The following is a 20217-nucleotide window of genomic DNA, read 5'->3' as shown; positions in this document are numbered from 1 at the left end:
GCTCCTCCACAGAGAAGGAGACATCGTGACTCACGTGAACATCGGCAAGGTCTACGCGGATCCGTACCAGGCCATGCTCGACTTCGCCGGCGCGGCCGCGGCGGCCGGGACGGATGCCGGACTCTCGCCCCTGCTCGTCGAGCTCGTGAAGGTGCGCGCCTCGCAGTTGAACGGCTGCGCGTTCTGCCTGCGCATGCACGCGGCGGATGCCGTGAAGCACGGGGAGACCGCAGACCGGCTGGCCGTGCTCGCCGGATGGTGGGAGTCGCAGTACTTCACGCCGGAGGAGCAGGCCGCCCTCCAGATCGCCGAGAGCGTGACCCTGCTGAGCGATCACGGCCGGCTGCCCGACCGCGGGATCGATGTCGAGGGCATCCTGAACGAGAAGCAGATCGCGGCGATCACCTGGCTCACGGTGGTCATCAACAGCTGGAACCGGATCGCGATCAGCAGCCACTACCCCGTCGCGCCCTGAGAGACGCCGGCCCTGAGACGCCGGACCTGAGACACCGGACCTGAGGGACGCCGGCTGAGGCATCGCTCGTCCCCGGCGGCTCTCTCCCGAAAACAGGTCAACCGCGCCAGTCCCGAAAACAGGTCAACCGCGCCAGATCCTGACGATCTCGCGGCATCCGTCATGATCTCGTGCTGTTGACCTGTCCTCCCGCAGGCGTAGCGGGACCCGCGCACGAACCCCGTCAGTCGACGACGGCCTCGGCCGGATGCTCGGCCGCCCATGACGCGAGCAGCCGCAGCCGCTCGGCCGAGGGCGACCCCGGCTCTGCCGTGTAGACCATGAGCACATGCCCTGGTTCGGCCGTGATCGCGAACTCCTCGTACGCGAGGATCAGTTCGCCGACGACCGGATGCTGGAACCGCTTGGTCCCGCTGCCGTGGATGCGCACGTCGTGCGCCGCCCACAACCGCCGGAACGTCTCGCTGCGCGTCGACAGCTCGCCAACGAGATCCTGCATGTCCTTGTCATGCGGATCGCGCCCGGCCTCGGCACGCATGATCCCCACGCACATCGAGGCGAAGAGATCCCAGTCCGGGTAGAAGTCCCGCGCATCCGGGTCGAGGAACTGGAAGCGTGCGAGGTTCGGCATCCGCCCGCCGTCGCCGATCACCGGCGAGTAGAAGGCCCGTCCCAGATCGTTCGTGGCGAGCAGGTTCTGGTGGGCGTCGCGCACGAACGCGACGGCATCCGTGATGGCCGCCATCGCCCATTCGAGGCTGGGTCGCGCCGCGGTCGGCCTGCCCGATCTGCGGCGAGCGCGACCGCTCGTCGGCACCCCGTCGGCGGCGCGGGCGAGGTCGAGCAGATGTGCGCGTTCGGCCTCGTCGAGCACGAGGGCGCGCGAGAGCGCATCGAGGACGGATGCCGATGCCCCGGCGAGCGCGCCGCGTTCGAGCTTCGCGTAGTACTCCACACTGACGCCGGCGAGCATCGCGACCTCGCTGCGGCGGAGACCCGCGACCCGGCGGTTGTCGCCCGAGGTGAGACCGACGTCCTCGGGGGTCAGCCGCGCGCGGCGCGTCATGAGGAACTCGCGTACCTCTGCTCGGTTGTCCATGTCCTCAGGCTAGAACGCTCGCCACCGCGAAGGGGTGCCCTGTCAGTACACCGTCCGGCAGGGACTCCCGCGCTCGCGCGCACAGGCGCACGCTGGACAGCAGCGGTCTCATCCACCCTTGAGTAAGGAGCGCCCACCATGCGTGGAGTCGTCATGCACGCCCCCGGAGACGTCCGGACCGAAGACCTCGAGATGCCCGTCATCGTCGAGCCGACCGACGCGATCATCCGCGTCACCGCGACCTGCATCTGCGGGTCGGATCTGTGGCCCTACCGTGGCCTCGAGCCGCTGCATCCCGGCGGCCAGAAGATGGGACACGAGTACATCGGCGTCGTGGAGACGATCGGCGCCGACGTGCACGACCTGGCACCCGGCGACCATGTCGTGGGCTCCTTCGTCGCCTCGGACAACACCTGTGAGATCTGCCGCGCCGGCTACCAGTCGCGCTGTGTGCACCAGGTGATGATGGGCTCGGTCGGCACGCAGGCCCAGTACGCCCGCATCCCTCTCGCCGACGGCCCCCTCGTGAAGCCCCCCGGCGAGCCGCCCGCCGATCTCGTCCCCTCGCTGCTCGCGGCCTCCGATGTGCTGGGCACCGGCTGGTACGCGGCGCTCGCCGCCGAGGCCGGCCCCGGCAAGACGGTCGCCGTGGTCGGTGACGGGGCGGTCGGGCTGCTCGGCATCCTCGCCGCTTCGCAGCTGGGCGCCGAGCGCATCATCGCGATGTCGCGGCACGCAGACCGTCAGGAGCTGGCCCGCCGTTTCGGCGCGACCGACATCGTCGAGGAGCGCGGCGAGGCCGGAGTCGCGCGTATCAAGGAGCTCACGAACGGGCTCGGTGCGCACAGCACGATCGAGGCCGTCGGCACCCAGGAGTCGATGGATCAGGCCATCCAGGCGACCCGTCCTGGCGGGCACATCGGCTTCGTCGGCGTCTCGCACGACGTGTCGCTCGACGGGCTCGGACTCTTCTTCTCGAGCGTGCATCTGCACGGCGGACCCGCACCCGTGCGCGACTACCTGCCCGAGCTGATCCGCCTGATCTGGGAGCGCGAGATCGACCCGGGAGCCGTGTTCGACCTCACGCTGCCGCTCGACCAGGCCGCCGAGGGCTACCGTGCGATGGACGAGCGCCGCGCGACGAAGGTGCTGCTCACGACCGACTGAGTCGGCTCGCGGTTCGGAGGAGATCTGCACTGCGGAGGATGCCGTCGGCGACAGCGGCCTCCGCACGGCAGATCTCCTCCGTCGAGCGACGGCCTCAGCCCGAGACGAGCTCTCCGCCGGCGGATCTCCACTCGATGAGCCCGCGACCCAGGTGCGCGGCGTCGAAGCCGAGCTCCGAGAGCAGGTTTGCGGCTCCGCTCGAGAGCAGCCCGCCCGTGCAGAACGCGATGAGCAGCGCGTCGTCGGGCAGTTCGCCGGCACGCGCCTCGAGCTCGCCGAGCGGGATGTGCACGGCATCCGGGATGTGCTGGCGCCGCCAGTCCTGCTCGCGTCGCACATCGACGACGACAGCCCCCTCCTCGATCAGCCGCATCGCCTCGACCGCGGTGACCGCCCGCGGCCTGCGGAAGAAGCGACGGAGGCTCACCGACGCGCCTCCCTGCGCACGTTGATGAGCGTGAGGATGCCGCCGGCCACGGGGATCAGCGCCATCCATCGGGTTCGCGCCAGGAGCCCGCGCGCGAGCAGCGCGGTGACCGCGACCGCGAGGAACAGCGCGCCGTGCACCGGCCCGAGAACCGAGGCGACGCCGTCGACGTGCACCGTGGCGAGATTCACGAGCAGGATCAGGATGCTGGCGAGCTCGAGCACCGACAGCACCTCGAGCACCCGCAGCACCGGCCTCATCCGGCACCCGGGCGGACGACCATGAGCACCACGACGACCGCCCACAGCAGGTTGAACAGGCCGGTCAGCATCCGCAGTGTGCGAGCGCCGGACGGCTCGAGCGCTGCATCGAGCGCGTCGCGCTGCGCAGGGACGATGCGCAGCGCGAGCAGTCCCCCGGCGATCGCGGTGAGGACCATCGCGATCGTGATCCAGATCTCACCGAGCCGCCCCTGCACCGCGGCGAGCCCGAGACCGACGACCGGCACGACGAGCGCGAGGATCCCGTAGGTGCGGGTGATCCGGTGCAGCACGCGGGCCACGGGGAGCCCCGAGGATTCAGCGCTCGCGGCGGCCGGGAGCGCGAACCGCGGGAAGAGGCTCGTGGTGACCGCGACCGGTCCGACGAAGAGGATGCCGGCGAGCACGTGCGCGGCCAGAAGGATGTTCTCCATACCTTTAGTTTAACTAAAGGTATGGAGTCAGTCCTCGTCGCGCGAGCCCATCACGTCCGCGAGATGGGCTCGCAGACCCTCCGCGAGCGCGGGATGCCGCACCGCGAACTCCTCATCGAGCGCGGCCAGTCGCGTCGCGGCATCCGCGAGGAGCCGTTCCCCCGTGGGAGTGACCTGCAGCTGCGAGGCGGCGCCGGCGCGCGCGGTGGCATCCTCGACGAGACCGGCGTCGCGGAACGCGGCGACGGCCACATGCGCACTCGGTGCAGTGATCCTCGACCGGCGGGCGAGCTCGCTGAACGAGATGCCGGGCGTCGCACGGATGTGTCCGAGCAGCGCATACTTGCGGGACGTGAGACCGAGGGGCTTGAGCGCGGCGGCCAGGGACTCCTGCCAGACAGCGGCCACCGTCAACAGAGTGACGGTCGGACTGAACGGCGGGGTCTCTGGCACCCCTTCAGGCTAGTCCGCGGGCGGTCGGCGGATGCCAGGATGGAGGTCATGACGCGCATCCAGCACACCGTGAGCTTCCGCCTCGTCCACGCCCCGGATTCCGTCGAAGAGCGCCTCTTCCTCGATGACGCGCGGGCAGCGCTCGCGTCGATCCCCGGTGTCGAGGACTTCCGGATCAGCGCCCAGATCAGCGCGAAGAGCGACCTCGCGTTCCAGTTCTCGATGGAGTTCGCCGACCAGGCCGCATACACCGCCTACGACCAGCATCCGACGCACGTGTCGTTCGTCGCCGAGCGCTGGACGAGTGAGGTCGAGGCCTTCCAGGAGTACGACTACGTCGCCCTCTGACCCGGATACGATTCAGGCATGAGCGACTCCGCACCGATCGACGACGTCTCCATCGGCGGGGACATGATCCGCCTCGGACAGTTCCTGAAGTTCGCGGGTCTGCTCGACTCCGGCGGCGACGCGAAAGAGGTCATCATCGACGGCTTCGTCACGGTGAACGGCGAGGTCGATCGCCGTCGCGGCCGTCAGCTGCACGACGGCGACGTCGTCGCCTTCGAGGGCCGCTCGGCGCGCGTCCGCCCCTGACGCCGGCGCCCGCATCAGCGCGGCGGCGTGCGGCGTCGCCGTCGAGTGCACGGCTTGCCGTCGAGTGCACGGCATCCTGCCGCTGATTTCCGGTGCATTCGCCGAGTGCACGTGAACTCGACGAGGCGTGCGGTGCGTGCATCCGCACACGCGATGGCCCGCGCCACAGAAGCAGCGCGGGCCAGCCGGATGCGATCAGTCCTGCTCGTCGACCGTCTCACGACGGCGGCGACGGGAGGCGATCAGCAGACCCGCGCCGATGAGGAGCGCGACGCCTCCGGCGGCGACCACCGTCCACGCGATCGAACCACCGGTGATGGCGAGACCCGTGGGCGGCGGCACGCGGTGATCCGTCGTGCAGCTGCCGGTCGGGTCGCAGCTGCCGCCGATGTCGTCGGTCGTCACGAGGTTCGCGATGTCGCGGTCACCCGCACCCGTGACCTTCACCGAGTACGTGATCGTCACGACCTGACCCACGGCCAGATCCCCCGTCCAGGACAGCGTGCTCCCCGTCTTGGTGAGCGTTCCGGACGACGCCTTCTGATCTCCCGACCAGGTCGCGTCGTCGAGCACACGTGACAGGTCGTCGACCACGTTCGCTCCCGGCACCGGCGCGATGCCGGTGTGCCTCACCGTGACGGTGTAGGTGATCGTGCTGCCGTTCGCGACCGTCGATCCGGACTTCGGATTCGACGACTTCGAGAAGACATACCCGCCCACGCCGTGCTCGGTCGTGCAGGAGTCCGTGCATCCGGGGCTCGTGACCACGTTCGTCAGCATCCGGTCACCGGCCGCCGTGACGGTGACCGAGTACGTGATCGTCGCGACCTCGCCGGGTTCGAGCGTGCCCGACCAGGCGAGCAACGAGCCGTCGACCGAGACCTCGCCGAGGTCGGCCTGCGCGTCGTCGTTGAACGTGGCGTCGTCGAGCACCGCCGAGAGGTCGTCGCTCAGCGCCGCAGTGACGGTGCCCGCGCCGTGCTGGGTGACCGTCAGCGTGTACGTGATGGTCTGGCCGGCCGCGACGGTGGCTCCGGATGCCGGGTCCGAGGACTTCACGACCGTGTAGTCGCCCGTGTAGTGCTCGGTGGTGCACGACTCGGCGCAACCGGGGCTCGTCACGACGTTCTCGAGCGTGGTGTCGCCGGCGCCCGTGACGGTCACCGAGTAGGTGATCGTCACGACGTCCCCCTCGCTCAGATCGCCCGACCACGTCAGCGTGCCGCTCGCCTCGTCGACCACGAGGGATCCACTCGACGCCACGGCATCCGCGTTGTAGGTCGCGTCGTCGAGGACTCCGCTGAGGTCGTCGCTCAACTGCGCCGCCACATCCGCGCGTCCCTCATGGGTGACCGTCAGCGTATAGGTGATCACATCACCTGCGGCGACGCTGCTGCCGGATGCCGGGTCCGAGGACTTCACGACCGAATAGTCGCCGACCGGGTTCTCGGTCGTGCACGAATCGGTGCATCCAGGGCTCGTCACGACGTTGGTGAGCTGCGAGTCTCCGTCGTCGGTGACCGTCACCGAGTAGGTGATCGTGACGACATCGCCCTCGCCGAGGTCTCCCGACCAGGTGAGCTCCCCCGTCGCGGGGTCGACATCGACGGTGCCGGCCGAGGCCGTGGCGTCGTCGTTGAACGTGGCGTCGTCGAGCACGGCCGAGAGGTCGTCGGTGAGGTGCGCGTCGAGCACGTCCGCGGTTCCCACATGCGAGACCGTCAGCGTGTACGTCACGGTGTCGCCGATCCCCACGGTGCTGCCAGATGCCGGGTCCGAGGTCTTGACGACGGTGTAGGCGCCGACCGGGGTCTCGGTCGTGTCCGGCGGGGTGACCACGGGCGGGAGTCCGGGCGGGGTTCCCGTCGCGGTGGCGGTGTTGACCACCTTGCCGTTGTCGACGTCGGCCGCGGTGATCGTGTACGGCGCATCGGCCTCGCACGTGACCGTGGCGCCCGGCGCGAGCGTCGTCGGATCGCACGTCACACCGATGCCCTGCGCCGTGAGCATGTCATCGGTCACCGACACGTCGGTGAGCGTGGTCGTTCCCGTGTTCTCGAGGTCGAACGCCCAGACGATCTGGTCGCCCTCGTCGTTGTAGCCGTTGTCGTTGACGTCGATGACACGCACGACACGCTTGTCGAGCGTCAGCGCCGGCTGCTGGTCGACCGGGGTCTCGGTCGTCGACGGCGGCGTCGTCACCGGCGGCTGGGTGGGCGGTGTACCGGTCGCCGTGGCGGTGTTGACGACCTTGCCGTTGTCGACATCGGCCTGGGTGATCGTGTAGGCGGCATCCGCCTCGCACGTGACCGTGCCGCCGACCGGGAGCGAATCGGGATCGCACGTCACGCCGATGCCCTGGGCGGTGAGCATGTCGTCGTCGACGGTGAGGTCGCTCAGCGTGGTGTTCCCCGTGTTCGTGAGGTCGAAGGCCCAGAGGATCTGGTCGCCGAGGTCGGTGATGCCGTTGCCGTTCACATCGATGACCTCGAGCACGCGCTTCTGCAGCGTGAGCGCGGGAAGCTGCGCGATGTTCGTGAACGTGCAGTACATCTCAGCGGGTTCGCTGCTCGAGGGCAGCGTGAAGGTCGCGATCGCGCCGCTTCCCGAGGAGAGCACGGCGCCCGTTGTGCGGTTGACGCACTCCCAGGTGGTGACGTAGTTCGCCAGATCGGTCGTGCCGACACCGGTCTCGGTGACCGTGAACGTCACGCCGTCGACGCCGAGCACCGGACCCGCGGTCTCGCTCGGCAGATCCTGCAGACCGGAGTCCGTACCCTCGGTGATGCCGATGTACTCGTTCGTGACGTTCGGGCTCGTGATCTGCAGCCGGAACTGGTCGGTCGGCAGATAGCGGCCGTTCGGCAGGTTCTTCTGCGCGTAGACGAGGTTCGGGTAGGCGCAGCTCGCGAAGTCGACGAAGGGCGCGGCCGTCGTGGTCTGCGACAGGGTGGCGCCGTTCTCCGGACGCACCCGGGTGATGGTCGATCCCGACCCGATCGCGATGGACCCGTCGGAGACGACGGCGACCGAGTTGTACTGTCCCGCGTTCGCCGGCGTCGCGGTGATGGGGTTCGCCACGAACGCCGTGGTGCCGGGTGTCGTCGGGATCGGACCGTCGACGCGGGCAAAGGTCCCGGCCGCGATCGTGTTGGCGTTCGAGACGACGTAGAGGTTGCCGACCGCGTCGAAGGCCATGTCGCCGTTGCCCGCCAGCCCCGAGATCGTGCCGACCTGGCCGATCATCGTGCCGGTCGTGGTGTCGAACGCGTAGAGATTCCACACGGCGCTCGAGCTCGCGAAGTAGTAGATGCCGGTCGTCGGGTCGATCGCGCCCGCGACCACCTGTGCTCCGTCCGTGACGCCGGTTCCGTAGGTCGTGGTGGTCTCGGTAGCCGCGTCGAATCGCAGCACCTGCGCGGAGGTTCGGTCGAAGGCCCAGGCGTACTGCCCGCCGCCGTCGGGGATGGCGAGCGCGTTGACGAGGTTCCCTGGGGTGACGGTGAAGCCGCCGTTGCCGGTGGCCGCACCGGTCACCGGGTTCACGCGATTGATCGCCCCGCTTCCGGACACGGTGTAGATGTCCGCGGAACAGACGAAGCCCGACACCGCCGCCTGGGCGGGGGCCGTCACGGCGACCGCGGTCCCGATCCCCAGCATCCCGCCGAGCACTGCGGCGACCGCCGCCATCGCGATCGGCCGACGCGCATCCCGCCTCCGTCGAGCCGTTCCCCTGTGTGCCCGATGCGTCGTGCGCGCGAAAAACATGTGCGTCCCCCAGATCCCCTTCGGCGCGCCCCCGCGCGCCGATCGCTCTGGTGACCATATGTCACCCCCGGGACCCATTCCCACGGAATATCGGAATGATTCAGGAGTTCTCGCGAAGTATCTCGATACTCCGATACGCCGAACGGAGTGGCCGGTACAGCCCGATGGGTCGAGCGGCGCGAATCCGCTCAGCTGCCTCCGAGCACGGCATCCGTCAGAACACGCAGGTGAGCCACCATGTCGGTCGTCGGGTCGATGAGCCAGCGCGTCTGCAGTCCATCTGCGCTCGCGATGAGGAGATTGGCGATCTCGGCCACACGCTCGTCAGGCAGACCTCCGAGTCGCCCCTTCAGGCCTGCGGAGAACTCGCGCGTCAGGCGCTGGTAGCGCTCCTGGAAGTAGTCGTGAGCCGGATGCTGCGGATCGGACGCACCCGCGGCCATCGAGGCGATCAGACGGATGACGGCGGGCTCGACCTGATTCTCCTCGACGATGCGCAGCAGCGTCTCGACCGGATCGACACCCTCGTAGCGCGCACGGCTGCGCTCGTCGCGGAAGCGCAGCAGCTCGACGAGCAGCACGTCCTTCGAGGGGAAGTGATAGTACAGAGCCGCTTCGGTGACACCGACGCGCTCGGCCACGAGGCGCATCGTCGTGGCTTCGTGCCCGCGCTCGAGGACGAGCGTTTCTGCGGCGGTGAGGGTCTGGATGCGACGCGCGACGCCTTTCGCATAGGGGCCGCGTCGCTTCATCACCACCCCACGGTAACGGACGGGCGTGCGGCGACATCTTGTTTCTAGCTGAGCTAGAATTTCGCGAAGACCGCTGACGTTCTCCGCGAGCCCCGTGCTCGCGCCCAGATGAATCGAGTCCTCGTGACAGCGCCCGCCCGCATCATCGTGACCACCGACCCCGAGCTCGACGACCTCAACTCGATGCTCCGGCTGCTGCTGTACAGCAACGAGATCGACATCGCCGCGCTGGTGTACTCCTCGAGCCGGTTCCACCAGTCCGGCGATGCAGACCTCGACATCCCGGCGAAGCGCTGGCCCGCGGCCGGCGAACGGCTGCACATCGACGAGGCGATCGACGCCTACGCACTGGCCTACGACAACCTCGTGCGGCATGACGCCCGCTATCCGACCCCGGAGTCGCTGCGCGCCATCACGGCCCTCGGCAACGTCATCGAGGTGGGCGATACCCGCGAGCCGACCGCCGGATCCGATCTCGTGCGCGACGTGCTGCTCGGCGCCGCACCCGGCAAGGTGTTCGCGCAGGCCTGGGGCGGGACGAACACGATCGCACGCGCCCTGATGTCGATCGAGGAGGAGTACCGCGGCACCGACCGCTGGGAGGAGATCCACGACCTCGTGAGTCGACGCACCGTGATCACGAGCTTCGCGCAGCAGGACGACACCTTCGCCGAGTACATCCGTCCGACCTGGCCGGAGATCGAGTTCCGCGATGTCGCGACCATGGCGTGGGGATACTTCGCCTGGGAGGTGGTCGCCCCTGACGATCAGCGCTACCTCTCGGCCGAGTGGATGCGCGAGAACGTGTCGGAGGTGGGACCGATCGGAGCGGCCTACCGCGTGTGGGGCGACGGCCGGCAGATGGCCGAGGGGTTCGACGACGAGGACTACTTCGGGGTTCCGGATGCCACGGCCGAGGAGCTCTCCGCGCAGGGCTATCGGCTCTGGGCACCCCTGCACCCGCGCGGATCGTGGATCTCGGAGGGCGACACCTCGAACTTCGCGATGCACATCGACAACGGACTGCGAAACGCCGAGCATCCGACGTTCGGGGGCTGGGGAGGTCGCCAGGAGCTCGCGGGCGACGATCCGCACCTGTGGACGAGCGTCGGCATGAGGCCCTGGGCACCGGGTGAGCCCTTCGCCGACGCCGGCGAGGTGGCGCCGTGGTTCGGGGCCTATCAGCGCGATCTCGCGGCTCGACTGCAGTGGTCGGTCACTCCCGACGTCTCCGCGGCGAATCATCCGCCGCGGGTGACGGCATCCGGCCTGGATCGGGTGGTGGATGCCGGCGAGCGGGTCATACTCGAGTTCGCGGTCACCGATCCTGACGGCGATGCGGTGTCGGTGCGCGGGTGGCAGGACGGCGGACCTGCGGCCGCTCTTTCGGTCGCGGCGACCACGTGCACGGTGGAGGTGCCGGCGGATGCGGCATCCGGCGCGGTCATCCGGATCATCGTCGAGGCCACCGACGACGGCTCGCCGGTGCTCGCCGGGTATGCGAGGTTCGTGCTCACTGTGAGGTGAGCTGCCCTTCGTCTCGCTCCGCGGTTCCTGAGCGAGGAACACAGCGACGAGACGAAGCACGCCGGCGCACGAACGCACAGCTTCCATGCTTGGCACGTACCAATAGATCGTGCCAAGATGTGATCAGCCGACATGAAGGAGCACCGATGCCCGTCTCGATCCCCCTGCCCCGCGTCATCGCACCCGAGTCGGTGCCCGCACTGCGCTGGGGCATCGTCGGCACCGGCATCGCACAGCGCTTCGTGCACGCCATCCACACGCACACCGCTCAGCGCGCGGTCGCCGTCACCGCGCGCGACACGGCGAAGACCGCCGCGTTCGCCGCCGAGCACGGCATCCCGACCGTGCATTCCTCGGTTGCCGACCTCGTGGCCGATCCCGATGTCGACGTGGTCTACATCTCGACGCCGCACCCACTGCACCACGAGCAGGCCCTCGCCGCGATCGCCGCCGGCAAGCACGTGCTCATCGAGAAGCCGATCGCGATGTCGGCGGACGAAGCCGCGGAGATCCTCGCCGCGGGGCGCGCCGCCGGCGTGCTCGTGACCGAGGCGATGTGGACGCGGTACATCCCGCAGTCGGACGTCATCCGTCAGGTCCTCGACAGCGGTGTTCTCGGTGACATCGCCCTGGTGAGGGCCGACTTCGGCTTCTCGATCCCGATGATGCCGGAGCACCGCCTGTGGAACCCGGAGCTCGGCGGAGGTGCCATGCTCGACGCGGGCGTCTACCCGGTCTCGTTCGCGTCTTCGGTGATCGGCACCCCGTCGAGCATCCGCGCGATCGGCACGATCGCCGAGACCGGTGTCGACGCGAGCGCGAACATCCTGGTGACCACCGCGGGTGGCGCGCAGGCCGTGCTCTCGACATCGCTGGTCGCCTCGCTCCCCGTCGAAGCGTCCATCCACGGATCCGCCGGGCGCCTCGAGGTGCTCAGCCCTTTCTTCGGCCCCAGCGGACTGCGCCTGTCTCTCGGATCGATCGGCTCGGAGGAATCGGCCACCTGGCGCGACGAGTCCGTCCCCGAACCGCATGACGGGCTCGGCTACCAGGCCACCGCCTTCGCCTCCTACGTCGCCGAGGGACGCACCGAGTCCCCGCTGCATCCGCACGACGAGATCGTCTCGGTGCTCGCGACCATCGACGAGGTCCGTCGGCAGATCGCGCTGGCGGGCTGAGCCGCAGGTGGGACGCGGAGGCGCGCGATGAGCGGGACGGATGCCGAAGCGGATGCGGCGGCGCGCGCTGCATCCACCGTTGCACCACCCGGCGTCCCGGCATCCGAGATCGCGGCACCCGATCCCTTGACAATCGAAACCGCAGCATCCACGGCATCCGAGATCCCGGCACCCGAAACCGCACACGGCCCGCTGCCGACCATGCGCGATGTCGCTGCTCGCGCAGGAGTCTCACGGCAGACCGTCTCGCTCGTGATGCGCGACGAGCCCGGCCCCAGCGCGACCTCGCGCGAGCGCGTGCTCGCGGCGGCCCGCGAGCTGCAGTATCGGCCGAACGCCTCCGCCCGCCTGCTGCGACAGCGGCGCTCCGGGCTGATCGGTGTTCTCTATGCGGCGTCCAACATCTTCGAGTTGCGGGTCGTCGAGCGCCTGCTCGAACGCGCGGCCGACGAGGGATACGACGTCGCACTGGGTCCTGTCACCGCGCGGCGCTCGACCGAGGTCGTCGTCGCGCAGCTCCTGGAGCAGCGCATCGAAGCCCTCGCCTGCTACAACCCGGATCCCTCCTCCCCCGCGCTCGCGAGCGCGATCGACATGATGCCGGTCGTCTGGCTCGGCGAGCGCCGCGCCGACGATCGCGTCGACGTCGTGCGCACCGATGACGACGAGGGCTTGCGCCTGCTCGTGCAGCATCTCATCGGCCTCGGACATCAGCGGATCGCCTACGCCGGTGGCCGCGGCGGCACCGTGGGCCCCGATCGTGCCGACGCCTACCGGCGGGCGATGGCGGCCGCGGGTCTCGGCGACGAGATCGACGTGCTCGGCGTCGGCTTCGGCGAGGACGACGGATCACGCGCTGCCGAGATGATCATGGCCCGGGATCGGATGCCCAGCGCCGTGATCGGATGCAGCGACCACTGCGGCGCCGGCCTCATCGGCACGCTCATGCGTGCGGGGGTGCGGGTCCCCGAGGACGTGTCGATCGCCGGCTACGACGACAGCGATCTCGCCGCTCTGCCGTACATCGACATGACCTCCGTTCGGCAGGACGTCAACCTGACCGTGGAGGCGACGCTCGCCGCCGTCCTCCGGCGCCTGCGCGAGCCCGGCCGGAGCGGCGCCGACCACCCCACCGCGGCGACGCTGACCGTCCGGTCTTCGACCGGTCCCGCCGCGGCATCCTGACCCGCCGGATCCATCTCACAGAGGAGAGTCGCATGACCACTGACACCGCCGCCCTGATCGCGTCCCTGCAGGACGAGGATGCACGCATCCGCTTCGCGCGGTTCGAGCACGACGACGCCCTCGCCGTCGGCGCCCGCATCATCGAGCTCGCGAGGGAGCGAGGGCAGACGATCTCGACGGCCATCTGGCTCGGCGAGCAGCAGGTCTATCACGCGGCTCTCGCGGGGACGACGGCCGACAACGACGGCTGGATGCGTCGCAAGGCCGCCACCACCCGTCGCTACGACGCGAGTTCACAACTCGTGCGCACGCGCTGGAACGAGTACGGCGTCACCGCCGCGACCGAGGCGCTGGGCGTCGAGCCGCTCGTCTACGCGTTCGCCGGCGGTGCGGTGCCGATCCGCATCGGCGCGACCCAGGTCGGCGTGGTCGTCGCCTCGGGCGTGAGCGACGAGGTCGAGCACGCGCTCGTCGTCGAAGTGCTCGAGGAGCATCTCGCGGCGCAGCAGTAGCACGCGCGCCGGGGTTCGAGCGTGGCGGTGGCGCCGATGCCTCGAGGGACGTGATCTCTCGCTCACGGCATCCGCTGTACCGTTCGTCGGGAGTCGTGCGCAGGCTCAGCGCCCGCTCGCGGCCCGCGCCGCGAGCACACCCAGCCGCCGCGACCTCGCGGTCCTCGTCTGGCTCTGCACCCGCAGGAACAGCGCGGCGCGGGCGTGCAGCTGCGCAGTGTCGTCGCCGACGAGGCCGCGCCCCGCACGGGCGGTGAGCAGCGCGTCGGTCACGGCATCCAGCGCATCGATCGCACGCTGCTTGGTGTCGGCCCGTTCCTCGGCGAGGTGGCCGAGAATCCCCGACGCCCGGTTCGCATCGGTCAGACCGTAGGCGCGCTCACGCAGCTCGTGCACGACCGGCGCCCAGGCATCGGCGACGGCGTGGGCGTCCCCGCCCTCCTCTACGAGCTCGTCGAGCACGCGGAACACCAGACCGAAGAGCCCGGCGTGCGCATCGCCCGAGTTCGCGAGGTCGGCGGCATTCCAGTCGCTCCATGGCAGCGTCGTGAGCACCTCGTCCTCGGCGAGCTCGGCGCCACGCAGCTCGACCCGCCACGTGCGGCTGCCCCTCGCCGCCTGCAGGTCGAGCGGAGTGCCGACTGTCCGCTCGTCGACGGGGATCAGCCCGATCACGACCGTCGCAGTCTCCGGCTCGACGGCCGCCACATGCAGCACCGAGTTCAGCCCCCAGCCGCTCACCCACGAGATGGCCCCGTCGAGTCGCCACCCGGATGCCGTGCGCTCGGCGCGCACGAACCGGTCGGGGAACCCGCGCACATCGCTCAGGCCCGCACCGAGAAGAGCCTCTCCGCGCACGGTGCTGCGCCCGAGCGGACCGAGCCCTCCGCGCTCGGCGCCCAGCGCCAGCAGCCGCGGCAGCGATGTCGCATGCTGGGTCCACACCAGCCAGGTGTTGAGATCGCCGTAGGCGATCCACTCCTGCACTCGTCGATCGACGCCGGCGTCGAGCCCGAGTCCGCCGTCGGCGACCGGAACCGAGTGCCTCAGAGCCCCGAGCGCCCGCAGCTGCTCGATGCCCTCGACCGTGACGCCGTGCGCATCGGTGCGCGTGGCGTTCGGCGCGAGCACTTCGAGCGCGTGCGCGCGGACCTCGGCGACGAACGGATGCTCGTCGAGCTGGGCCGCGGACGGTGCGGCAGCGAGCAGAGACGGCGCGAGGGTCTTGGTCATGAGATCTCCCTGGGCAGGCGGATCGGCGGTCTCGTGCGAGTCAATCAGCGCCGCCGCGGGCGCGCGAACACCGCGTCAGATGGGGTCATCCAGAGTCATCGAGCGACAGCATCCGCCGCCCGCCACTTCGTCTGGCGAATTCACGATTGTCGGGTCAGAAAGCGTGTTCTCGCCCGAGACTCGTCAATACACCCGACAAACTGCGCGCGGATGCCGCGCGCCCGGCACCGCGGTGCGTGCCGGATGTCGGGAGGATTCCCAGCGACTCCCGGAAGCCCGGCGTTCTGAGCCGCCTTCGCGAAATCACCCGACAAAACGTCAGACGGGCGGGGCGCGGCCCTTCGGCGAGCTCAGGGACCCGATATCCGACGCCCCCGGATCAGCCGACGAGCACCGGGCTCCCCGCCCCGATCGCCTCGCGCAGCGTCGAGTGCGTGTACTCGCGCTTGTGGATGCCCTTGGCCTGCAGCAGTGGCACGACCTCGTCGGCGAAGGTGATGAGCCCCTCCGGGAAGTGATCGATCATGAGGTTGAAGCCGTCGGCCGCACGCGAGCGGAACCACAGCTCGATGTCGTCGGCGATCTGCTCGGGAGTCCCGACGATGATCCGCGCACCGAAACCGCCGAAGTCGCGCAGGATCTCGCGCACCGTCTGGTGCCGGCGCTCCTGGATCCAGTCGAGGAACGTGAGCCGATACCCGGCCGAGGTCGGATGCTCGTCGGGATTCCACGGCTTGTCGAGGACCTCGGCCGGGATCGGCGCATCGATGTCGAGCGTCTTCGCATCGTGCGCGATCACGCTGCTCAGCGACCCGAGCGCGTACCCGTCGGGCGCCCGCGACTCGAACTCGTCGAACCGGCGCCGCGCCTCTTCGACCGTGCTGCCGATCACGAGCGACAGCCCGGGGGTGATCTTGGGCAGATCGGTGCCGCGTCCGTAGGCCGCCGCACGACGCTTGAGATCGGCATAGTTCTCGATCGCCCGCGGCAGCGTCAACTCGACCGCGAACACGCCCTCCGCGTGCCGGGCGGCCAGATCGCGACCCTGATCGCTGCCGCCGGCCTGGAACAGCACCGGGCTGCCCTGCCGCGACGGCGCGAGCCCCGTCCGCCCCTCGAACCGGAAGTGCTCGCCCTCGAAGCGGTACGAGCCGTCGCCGGACGCGGCATCCCACACCGTCTTCACGGCATCGACGAACTCCGCTGCGCGACGGTAGCGGGTCGCACGGTCGGGGTTCGCGTCGAGCCCGAAGTTGCCCGAGACGTTCGGGTTGTACGTCGTGACGATGTTCCAGCCGAGCCGTCCGCCGGTGACGGCATCCGTGCCGAGCAGTCGCTCGGCGAGCTCGACGGGGTCGTTGTACGTCGACGATGCGGAGGCGATCACCCCGACGTGCTCGGTCGCGGCCGTGATGAGCGCCGCGAGCGTGATCGGCTCGAGCTGGCTCCCCGGACGCGGGTTGGGATTGTGCAGCGCTGGTTGGTCGGCGAAGAACACCGCGTCCAGCAGACCGCGCTCCGCCGCCTGTGCCGAGGCGATCCAGTGCTCGGGACGGATGAGCGTGTCGGCGCGATGGTCGCCGAACTGCCAGGCCGCCGGGCGCTGCCCGAACGACTGCAGGTTGACGTTGAGCGTCAGATGATCGGCACGATCGGGAAGAGAGGGCAGAGAGGTCATCGTGCGGCTCCGAAGGCGAGGGGCTTGGCTGAGAGGTCGTAATGGCGTGGCGCGAGTCCGAGAACGTCGCGCAGCGACGGAGCAGGTCGATCGGATGCTGCGGCCAGCGCCGCGACCTCGTCCAGGCGGTGCACAGGTCGGTACTCGAACGAGGCTCCCTCGACGCCCGCCTCCGCGGCGAGCGCGGGCCGATCGACGGGATCGCTGTCCGCCCACTGCGCGATCAGCGTCGGATCCTCGATCACGACGACATCGACCAGGCCGTGCGCCGCGACCAGGTCGTCCGCCGAGTCGATGTGCCAGATCGACACGGGCTCGCCCTGCGCGCTGGTCGGCGAGTTGAGCGCGCCCGCCACGCGGTAGTGCGCGCCCTCGTGCTCGATCCGGCGGATGTTCTCGGTGGTCGCGTAGACGCCGCTCTCCCGGTCGGCGAGCAGCGTCTCGGCCGGCCACGAGTTCCACAGCGCGCGGATCACGTCGATGCGCTCCGCGGTCTGCGCGGCATCGCCCTCGCCCGAGCGGAACACGACACCCGCGTGACCGCGCGACAGATGATCGAGCGACAGGAAGCGGCGCGCGGCGTTGTACGGAGCATCCCGGATGCCGTCGGAGGCGACGATCACCGGCAGGCCGGGCACGCGCACGGCGAGCGCGGTCGCGACGGCCACAGGGTCGAGCTGCAGGGGCCGTCCCTCCGCACCGACGACAACGGCGACGCCGGCGGGAAGGTTCCGCAGCGCATCGAGCAGCGCGGAATCCTGATCGCGCAGAAGGGCGGGCAGCTCGCCGGTCAGGGCGAGCAGCGTGGGGTGGGACATGGTTCCCTCTCGATCAGACGAAAACAGGAGGCGGTGGGTCGAGGTCACGCGTCGGCGAAGCGCGTGCCGGGGATCGCGTCGAGCAGCGTCCGGGTGTACTCGTGCTGGGGCGAGGCGAACACCTGCTCGACCGTGCCGTGCTCGACGATCGCGCCGTCCTTCATGACGGTGACGTCGTCGGAGATCAGCCGTACGACGCCCAGGTCGTGAGTGACGAACACGTAGCTGAGCCCGAGCTCGGCCTGCAGATCGACGAGCAGCTGCAGGATCTGCGCCTGCACCGACACGTCGAGCGCGCTCACGGCCTCGTCGAGCACGAGGATGCGCGGGTTCAGTGCGAGGGCACGGGCGATCGCGATGCGCTGACGTTGACCGCCCGACAGCTGCGCGGTCGTGCGCAGCAGGTAGCTGTCATCGAGCGCGACGGCGCGCAGCAGTTCGCTCACCCTGGCGACGAGCTCGCCCTTCGTGGCGTGCACTTTGAAGGCCTTGAGAGGCTCGGCGATGAGATCGCCGACCGTGAACCTCGGATCGAGCGAGGTGTACGGATTCTGGAAGACGAACTGCAGATCGCGGCGCACCTCGCGCAACTGCCTCCCCTTGAGCGAGGTGGTCTCGCGGTCGCCGATGTGCACGGTGCCGGAGTCGGCGGTGGCGAAGCCCGCGATGATGCTCGCGAGCGTCGACTTCCCCGCGCCCGACTCGCCGACGAGCGCATGCGTCGTGCCCTGGCGCACCGTGATGCCGACGCCGTCGAGGGCGTCGATCACGGTGTTCTTGCCCACGGTGCGCACGGTGTAGCGCTTGCGCAGATCCTCGGCGCGGATGACGACGTCATCGCCGGTCTCCCGACGGATGCCGGATGACGGGGCCAACCGACCCGCGTGTCGCGCGGGTGCCGCATCGAGCAGCCGGCGCGTGTATGCGCTGGTCGGGTTCTCGATGAGTTCGCGCACCGGACCGTGCTCGACGATGTCGCCCTGCTGCATGACGGCGATCCGGTCTGCGCGGTCCAGCGCGACACCGAGATCGTGCGTGATGAGCAGGATGCCGATGCCGAGCTCCTGACGCAGCCTCTCGAGGTGATCGAGGATGACCCTCTGCACTGTCACGTCGAGGGCGCTGGTCGGCTCGTCGGCCACGATGATCTTCGGGTTGCCGGCAAGGGCGATCGCGATGAGCGCACGCTGCTTCATGCCGCCCGAGAGCTCGTGCGGGTACTGGTGGAACACGCGCTCGGCGTTCGCGAGACCGGCGGTGCGCAGGCTGCCGAGCGCCGCCTCGCGGTGCTGCTCGGCGGTCGCGGCATCCTTCTCGTTGAACCGCACGGCCTCGATCACCTGCTGGCCGATCTTCTTCACCGGGTTCAGCGAGGTGTTCGGGTCCTGCGGGATGAAGCCGACGTAGTTGCCGCGCACGCGCGCCATCCGCTTGTCGGGCCAGCGCGTCACATCGACGCCGGAATACGCGATAGACCCGCCGCTGATCCGCGCGCTCGCGGGCAACAGCCCGAGCACCCCCTGGATCAGCGTGGTCTTGCCCGAGCCCGACTCTCCGACGAGGGCGACGGTCTCGCCCGGATCGACGTGCAGGCTCACCCCCCGCACAGCGGGTGACCACGACCGGTCACGGGTGCGGTAGTCGACGCGCAGGTCGGTGATCGAGAGCAGGGCCTCGGCTGCCGAGCCGGACGAAGCCGGAGATTCGGCGGAGGATGCAGGGACGGATGCTGAGGCGACGGTGGCGCTCATCGGCGGCGGTCCTTTCGGAACGAGGTGCTGATGCGGTGGGTCGCGATCACGACGAGAGCGAGAGCGATGCCGGGCAGGATCGAGATCCACGGGTAGACGGCGAGGTAGTCGCGGCCCTCGGCGACGAGCAGGCCCCACTCCGGCTCGGGGGGCGGCGCTCCATAGCCGAGGAATCCGAGCGAGGCGACCGCGAGGATCGAGGTGCCGATCTCGAGGGCGGCGAGCGCGATGACCGAGCTCAGCGAATTCGGCAGGATGTGCCGGAAGACGACGCCGATGCGGCTGACGCCGAGCCCGTAGGAGGCACGCACGTAGTCACGGTTCGCGATCACGAGCACCTCCGACCTCATCACGCGGGCGAATGAGGCGATCGCCGAGAGCCCTACCGCGATCGCGATGTTGTGCGTCGAGTAGCCGAGCACCGAGACGATGACCATCGCGAGCAGCAGGCTGGGGATCGACAGGAACACGTCGATGATGCGCATGAACACGGTGTCGACGACCCCGCGCAGATACCCGGCGACGAGTCCGATGATCGTGCCGATGCCGAAGGCGATGAGCACCGCGAGCAGGGTGGCGGTGAGCGTGGTGCCCGCACCGTAGACCGAGCGCGCCAGCAGATCGCGCCCGAGCCGGTCGGTGCCGAACGGATGCTCGAGACTCGGCGGCTGGAAACTCAGCGCGGGATCTCCGGCGTAGGGGCTGTACGGCGTGAACAGGCTCGGGAAGAGCGCCCAGCCGATGACGACCAGCACGATGAGCCAGGCCACGACCAGCACGGGTTGGCGCACGAGGTCCTGCAGTGCCCGCAGCCACCCGTCGATGCGACGGGTGCGCTGCGGTTCGGGGTCGACGAGGTCGTCGGCCGCCTGCAGCTCTGGGCGGGTCAGTTCGATGGTCATGATC

The 20217-nt window shown here is 69.6% G+C and carries 20 protein-coding genes; 8 read left to right on the top strand and 12 right to left on the bottom strand.

The window, feature by feature from the left end; all coding sequences use genetic code 11:
* The first annotated feature begins 25 nt into the window (after positions 1–25).
* Positions 26–475, top strand: a complete 450-nt coding sequence (locus ACI3KS_RS11440) for a carboxymuconolactone decarboxylase family protein (RefSeq protein ID WP_404918347.1) — start codon at positions 26–28, stop codon at positions 473–475.
* Positions 476–698: 223 nt separating this feature from the next.
* On the opposite strand, the gene ACI3KS_RS11435 is transcribed toward ACI3KS_RS11440, so the two are convergent.
* Positions 699–1574 carry a helix-turn-helix transcriptional regulator gene (locus ACI3KS_RS11435; protein WP_404918345.1) on the bottom strand — a complete coding sequence of 292 codons (876 nt, stop codon included), beginning with the start codon at positions 1572–1574 and terminating at the stop codon, positions 699–701.
* Between the two features lie 138 nt (positions 1575–1712).
* On the opposite strand from ACI3KS_RS11435, the gene ACI3KS_RS11430 reads away from it, so the two are divergent.
* Positions 1713–2741 (top strand): zinc-dependent alcohol dehydrogenase family protein, encoded by a 1029-nt coding sequence (locus tag ACI3KS_RS11430; RefSeq protein WP_404918343.1) that lies wholly within the window; start codon positions 1713–1715, stop codon positions 2739–2741.
* A gap of 94 nt (positions 2742–2835) precedes the next feature.
* Here ACI3KS_RS11430 and ACI3KS_RS11425 read toward each other — a convergent pair whose 3' ends face one another.
* Genes ACI3KS_RS11425 through ACI3KS_RS11410 form a run of 4 tightly spaced genes read right to left on the bottom strand, consistent with a single transcriptional unit; the run spans position 2836 to position 4315 of the window.
* Complete coding sequence (locus ACI3KS_RS11425) at positions 2836–3168, bottom strand: rhodanese-like domain-containing protein (RefSeq protein WP_404918341.1); 333 nt, start codon at positions 3166–3168, stop codon at positions 2836–2838.
* The gene (locus tag ACI3KS_RS11420; protein ID WP_404918339.1) at positions 3165–3428 is read right to left on the bottom strand and encodes a hypothetical protein; all 264 of its coding nucleotides are present in this window, start codon (positions 3426–3428) and stop codon (positions 3165–3167) included. Before ACI3KS_RS11420 ends, ACI3KS_RS11425 begins: the two co-directional genes overlap by 4 nt.
* The gene (locus tag ACI3KS_RS11415; protein ID WP_404918337.1) at positions 3425–3862 is read right to left on the bottom strand and encodes a hypothetical protein; all 438 of its coding nucleotides are present in this window, start codon (positions 3860–3862) and stop codon (positions 3425–3427) included. Before ACI3KS_RS11415 ends, ACI3KS_RS11420 begins: the two co-directional genes overlap by 4 nt.
* 27 nt (positions 3863–3889) lie before the next feature.
* Complete coding sequence (locus tag ACI3KS_RS11410) at positions 3890–4315, bottom strand: MarR family winged helix-turn-helix transcriptional regulator (protein ID WP_404918335.1); 426 nt, start codon at positions 4313–4315, stop codon at positions 3890–3892.
* Positions 4316–4363: 48 nt separating this feature from the next.
* Between ACI3KS_RS11410 and ACI3KS_RS11405 the strand changes: the two genes are divergently transcribed.
* A complete protein-coding gene (locus ACI3KS_RS11405) occupies positions 4364–4663 on the top strand; it encodes a Dabb family protein (protein WP_404918333.1) in 300 nt (99 codons plus the stop codon).
* Positions 4664–4681: 18 nt separating this feature from the next.
* Complete coding sequence (locus ACI3KS_RS11400) at positions 4682–4909, top strand: RNA-binding S4 domain-containing protein (RefSeq protein ID WP_404918331.1); 228 nt, start codon at positions 4682–4684, stop codon at positions 4907–4909.
* Positions 4910–5104: 195 nt separating this feature from the next.
* Here the strand turns inward: ACI3KS_RS11400 and ACI3KS_RS11395 are convergent, their stop codons facing one another.
* Complete coding sequence (locus tag ACI3KS_RS11395) at positions 5105–8599, bottom strand: hypothetical protein (protein WP_404918329.1); 3495 nt, start codon at positions 8597–8599, stop codon at positions 5105–5107.
* A gap of 266 nt (positions 8600–8865) precedes the next feature.
* Positions 8866–9429, bottom strand: coding sequence for a TetR/AcrR family transcriptional regulator (locus ACI3KS_RS11390; RefSeq protein WP_404918364.1), 564 nt, complete (start codon positions 9427–9429; stop codon positions 8866–8868).
* A gap of 123 nt (positions 9430–9552) precedes the next feature.
* Between ACI3KS_RS11390 and ACI3KS_RS11385 the strand changes: the two genes are divergently transcribed.
* The 4 genes from ACI3KS_RS11385 (at position 9553) to ACI3KS_RS11370 (ending at position 13831) form a co-directional block, all read left to right on the top strand.
* The gene (locus ACI3KS_RS11385; RefSeq protein ID WP_404918327.1) at positions 9553–10956 is read left to right on the top strand and encodes a nucleoside hydrolase-like domain-containing protein; all 1404 of its coding nucleotides are present in this window, start codon (positions 9553–9555) and stop codon (positions 10954–10956) included.
* A gap of 146 nt (positions 10957–11102) precedes the next feature.
* The gene (locus tag ACI3KS_RS11380; protein ID WP_404918325.1) at positions 11103–12134 is read left to right on the top strand and encodes a Gfo/Idh/MocA family protein; all 1032 of its coding nucleotides are present in this window, start codon (positions 11103–11105) and stop codon (positions 12132–12134) included.
* Between the two features lie 27 nt (positions 12135–12161).
* Positions 12162–13319 (top strand): substrate-binding domain-containing protein, encoded by a 1158-nt coding sequence (locus ACI3KS_RS11375; RefSeq protein ID WP_404918323.1) that lies wholly within the window; start codon positions 12162–12164, stop codon positions 13317–13319.
* Between the two features lie 32 nt (positions 13320–13351).
* A complete protein-coding gene (locus ACI3KS_RS11370) occupies positions 13352–13831 on the top strand; it encodes a heme-binding protein (RefSeq protein ID WP_404918321.1) in 480 nt (159 codons plus the stop codon).
* 105 nt (positions 13832–13936) lie between these two features.
* On the opposite strand, the gene ACI3KS_RS11365 is transcribed toward ACI3KS_RS11370, so the two are convergent.
* The 5 genes from ACI3KS_RS11365 to ACI3KS_RS11345 all read right to left on the bottom strand — a co-directional run bounded on the left by ACI3KS_RS11365 (position 13937) and on the right by ACI3KS_RS11345 (position 20213).
* Positions 13937–15064, bottom strand: coding sequence for an acyl-CoA dehydrogenase family protein (locus ACI3KS_RS11365; protein ID WP_404918319.1), 1128 nt, complete (start codon positions 15062–15064; stop codon positions 13937–13939).
* Between the two features lie 379 nt (positions 15065–15443).
* The gene (locus ACI3KS_RS11360) at positions 15444–16742 is read right to left on the bottom strand and encodes an NtaA/DmoA family FMN-dependent monooxygenase (protein ID WP_404918317.1); all 1299 of its coding nucleotides are present in this window, start codon (positions 16740–16742) and stop codon (positions 15444–15446) included.
* Complete coding sequence (locus ACI3KS_RS11355) at positions 16739–17560, bottom strand: hypothetical protein (protein ID WP_404918315.1); 822 nt, start codon at positions 17558–17560, stop codon at positions 16739–16741. The genes ACI3KS_RS11360 and ACI3KS_RS11355 overlap by 4 nt, the downstream gene beginning before the upstream one ends.
* 44 nt (positions 17561–17604) lie before the next feature.
* On the bottom strand, positions 17605–19311 hold the full coding sequence (locus ACI3KS_RS11350) for a dipeptide ABC transporter ATP-binding protein (protein WP_404918313.1): 1707 nt from the start codon (positions 19309–19311) through the stop codon (positions 17605–17607).
* Entirely contained in the window at positions 19308–20213 is a 906-nt protein-coding gene (locus tag ACI3KS_RS11345; RefSeq protein ID WP_404918311.1) for an ABC transporter permease, read from the bottom strand. Before ACI3KS_RS11345 ends, ACI3KS_RS11350 begins: the two co-directional genes overlap by 4 nt.
* Between the last annotated feature and the right edge of the window lie 4 nt (positions 20214–20217).

This window comes from Microbacterium sp. ZW T5_45 (assembly GCF_044987415.1).
Lineage (GTDB): Bacteria > Actinomycetota > Actinomycetes > Actinomycetales > Microbacteriaceae > Microbacterium.
This window is presented reverse-complemented; position numbering and strand designations above follow the sequence as displayed.

Coding starts and splice junctions, on each gene's coding strand:
- ACI3KS_RS11435 (WP_404918345.1), bottom strand. CDS start 1,574: ATGGACAACCGAGCAGAGGTACGCGAGTTCCTCATGACGCGCCGCGCG.
- ACI3KS_RS11430 (WP_404918343.1), top strand. CDS start 1,713: ATGCGTGGAGTCGTCATGCACGCCCCCGGAGACGTCCGGACCGAAGAC.
- ACI3KS_RS11420 (WP_404918339.1), bottom strand. CDS start 3,428: ATGAGGCCGGTGCTGCGGGTGCTCGAGGTGCTGTCGGTGCTCGAGCTC.
- ACI3KS_RS11415 (WP_404918337.1), bottom strand. CDS start 3,862: ATGGAGAACATCCTTCTGGCCGCGCACGTGCTCGCCGGCATCCTCTTC.
- ACI3KS_RS11405 (WP_404918333.1), top strand. CDS start 4,364: ATGACGCGCATCCAGCACACCGTGAGCTTCCGCCTCGTCCACGCCCCG.
- ACI3KS_RS11400 (WP_404918331.1), top strand. CDS start 4,682: ATGAGCGACTCCGCACCGATCGACGACGTCTCCATCGGCGGGGACATG.
- ACI3KS_RS11395 (WP_404918329.1), bottom strand. CDS start 8,599: ATGGCGGCGGTCGCCGCAGTGCTCGGCGGGATGCTGGGGATCGGGACC.
- ACI3KS_RS11390 (WP_404918364.1), bottom strand. CDS start 9,429: ATGAAGCGACGCGGCCCCTATGCGAAAGGCGTCGCGCGTCGCATCCAG.
- ACI3KS_RS11380 (WP_404918325.1), top strand. CDS start 11,103: ATGCCCGTCTCGATCCCCCTGCCCCGCGTCATCGCACCCGAGTCGGTG.
- ACI3KS_RS11375 (WP_404918323.1), top strand. CDS start 12,162: ATGAGCGGGACGGATGCCGAAGCGGATGCGGCGGCGCGCGCTGCATCC.
- ACI3KS_RS11370 (WP_404918321.1), top strand. CDS start 13,352: ATGACCACTGACACCGCCGCCCTGATCGCGTCCCTGCAGGACGAGGAT.
- ACI3KS_RS11365 (WP_404918319.1), bottom strand. CDS start 15,064: ATGACCAAGACCCTCGCGCCGTCTCTGCTCGCTGCCGCACCGTCCGCG.
- ACI3KS_RS11360 (WP_404918317.1), bottom strand. CDS start 16,742: ATGACCTCTCTGCCCTCTCTTCCCGATCGTGCCGATCATCTGACGCTC.
- ACI3KS_RS11355 (WP_404918315.1), bottom strand. CDS start 17,560: ATGTCCCACCCCACGCTGCTCGCCCTGACCGGCGAGCTGCCCGCCCTT.
- ACI3KS_RS11350 (WP_404918313.1), bottom strand. CDS start 19,311: ATGAGCGCCACCGTCGCCTCAGCATCCGTCCCTGCATCCTCCGCCGAA.
- ACI3KS_RS11345 (WP_404918311.1), bottom strand. CDS start 20,213: ATGACCATCGAACTGACCCGCCCAGAGCTGCAGGCGGCCGACGACCTC.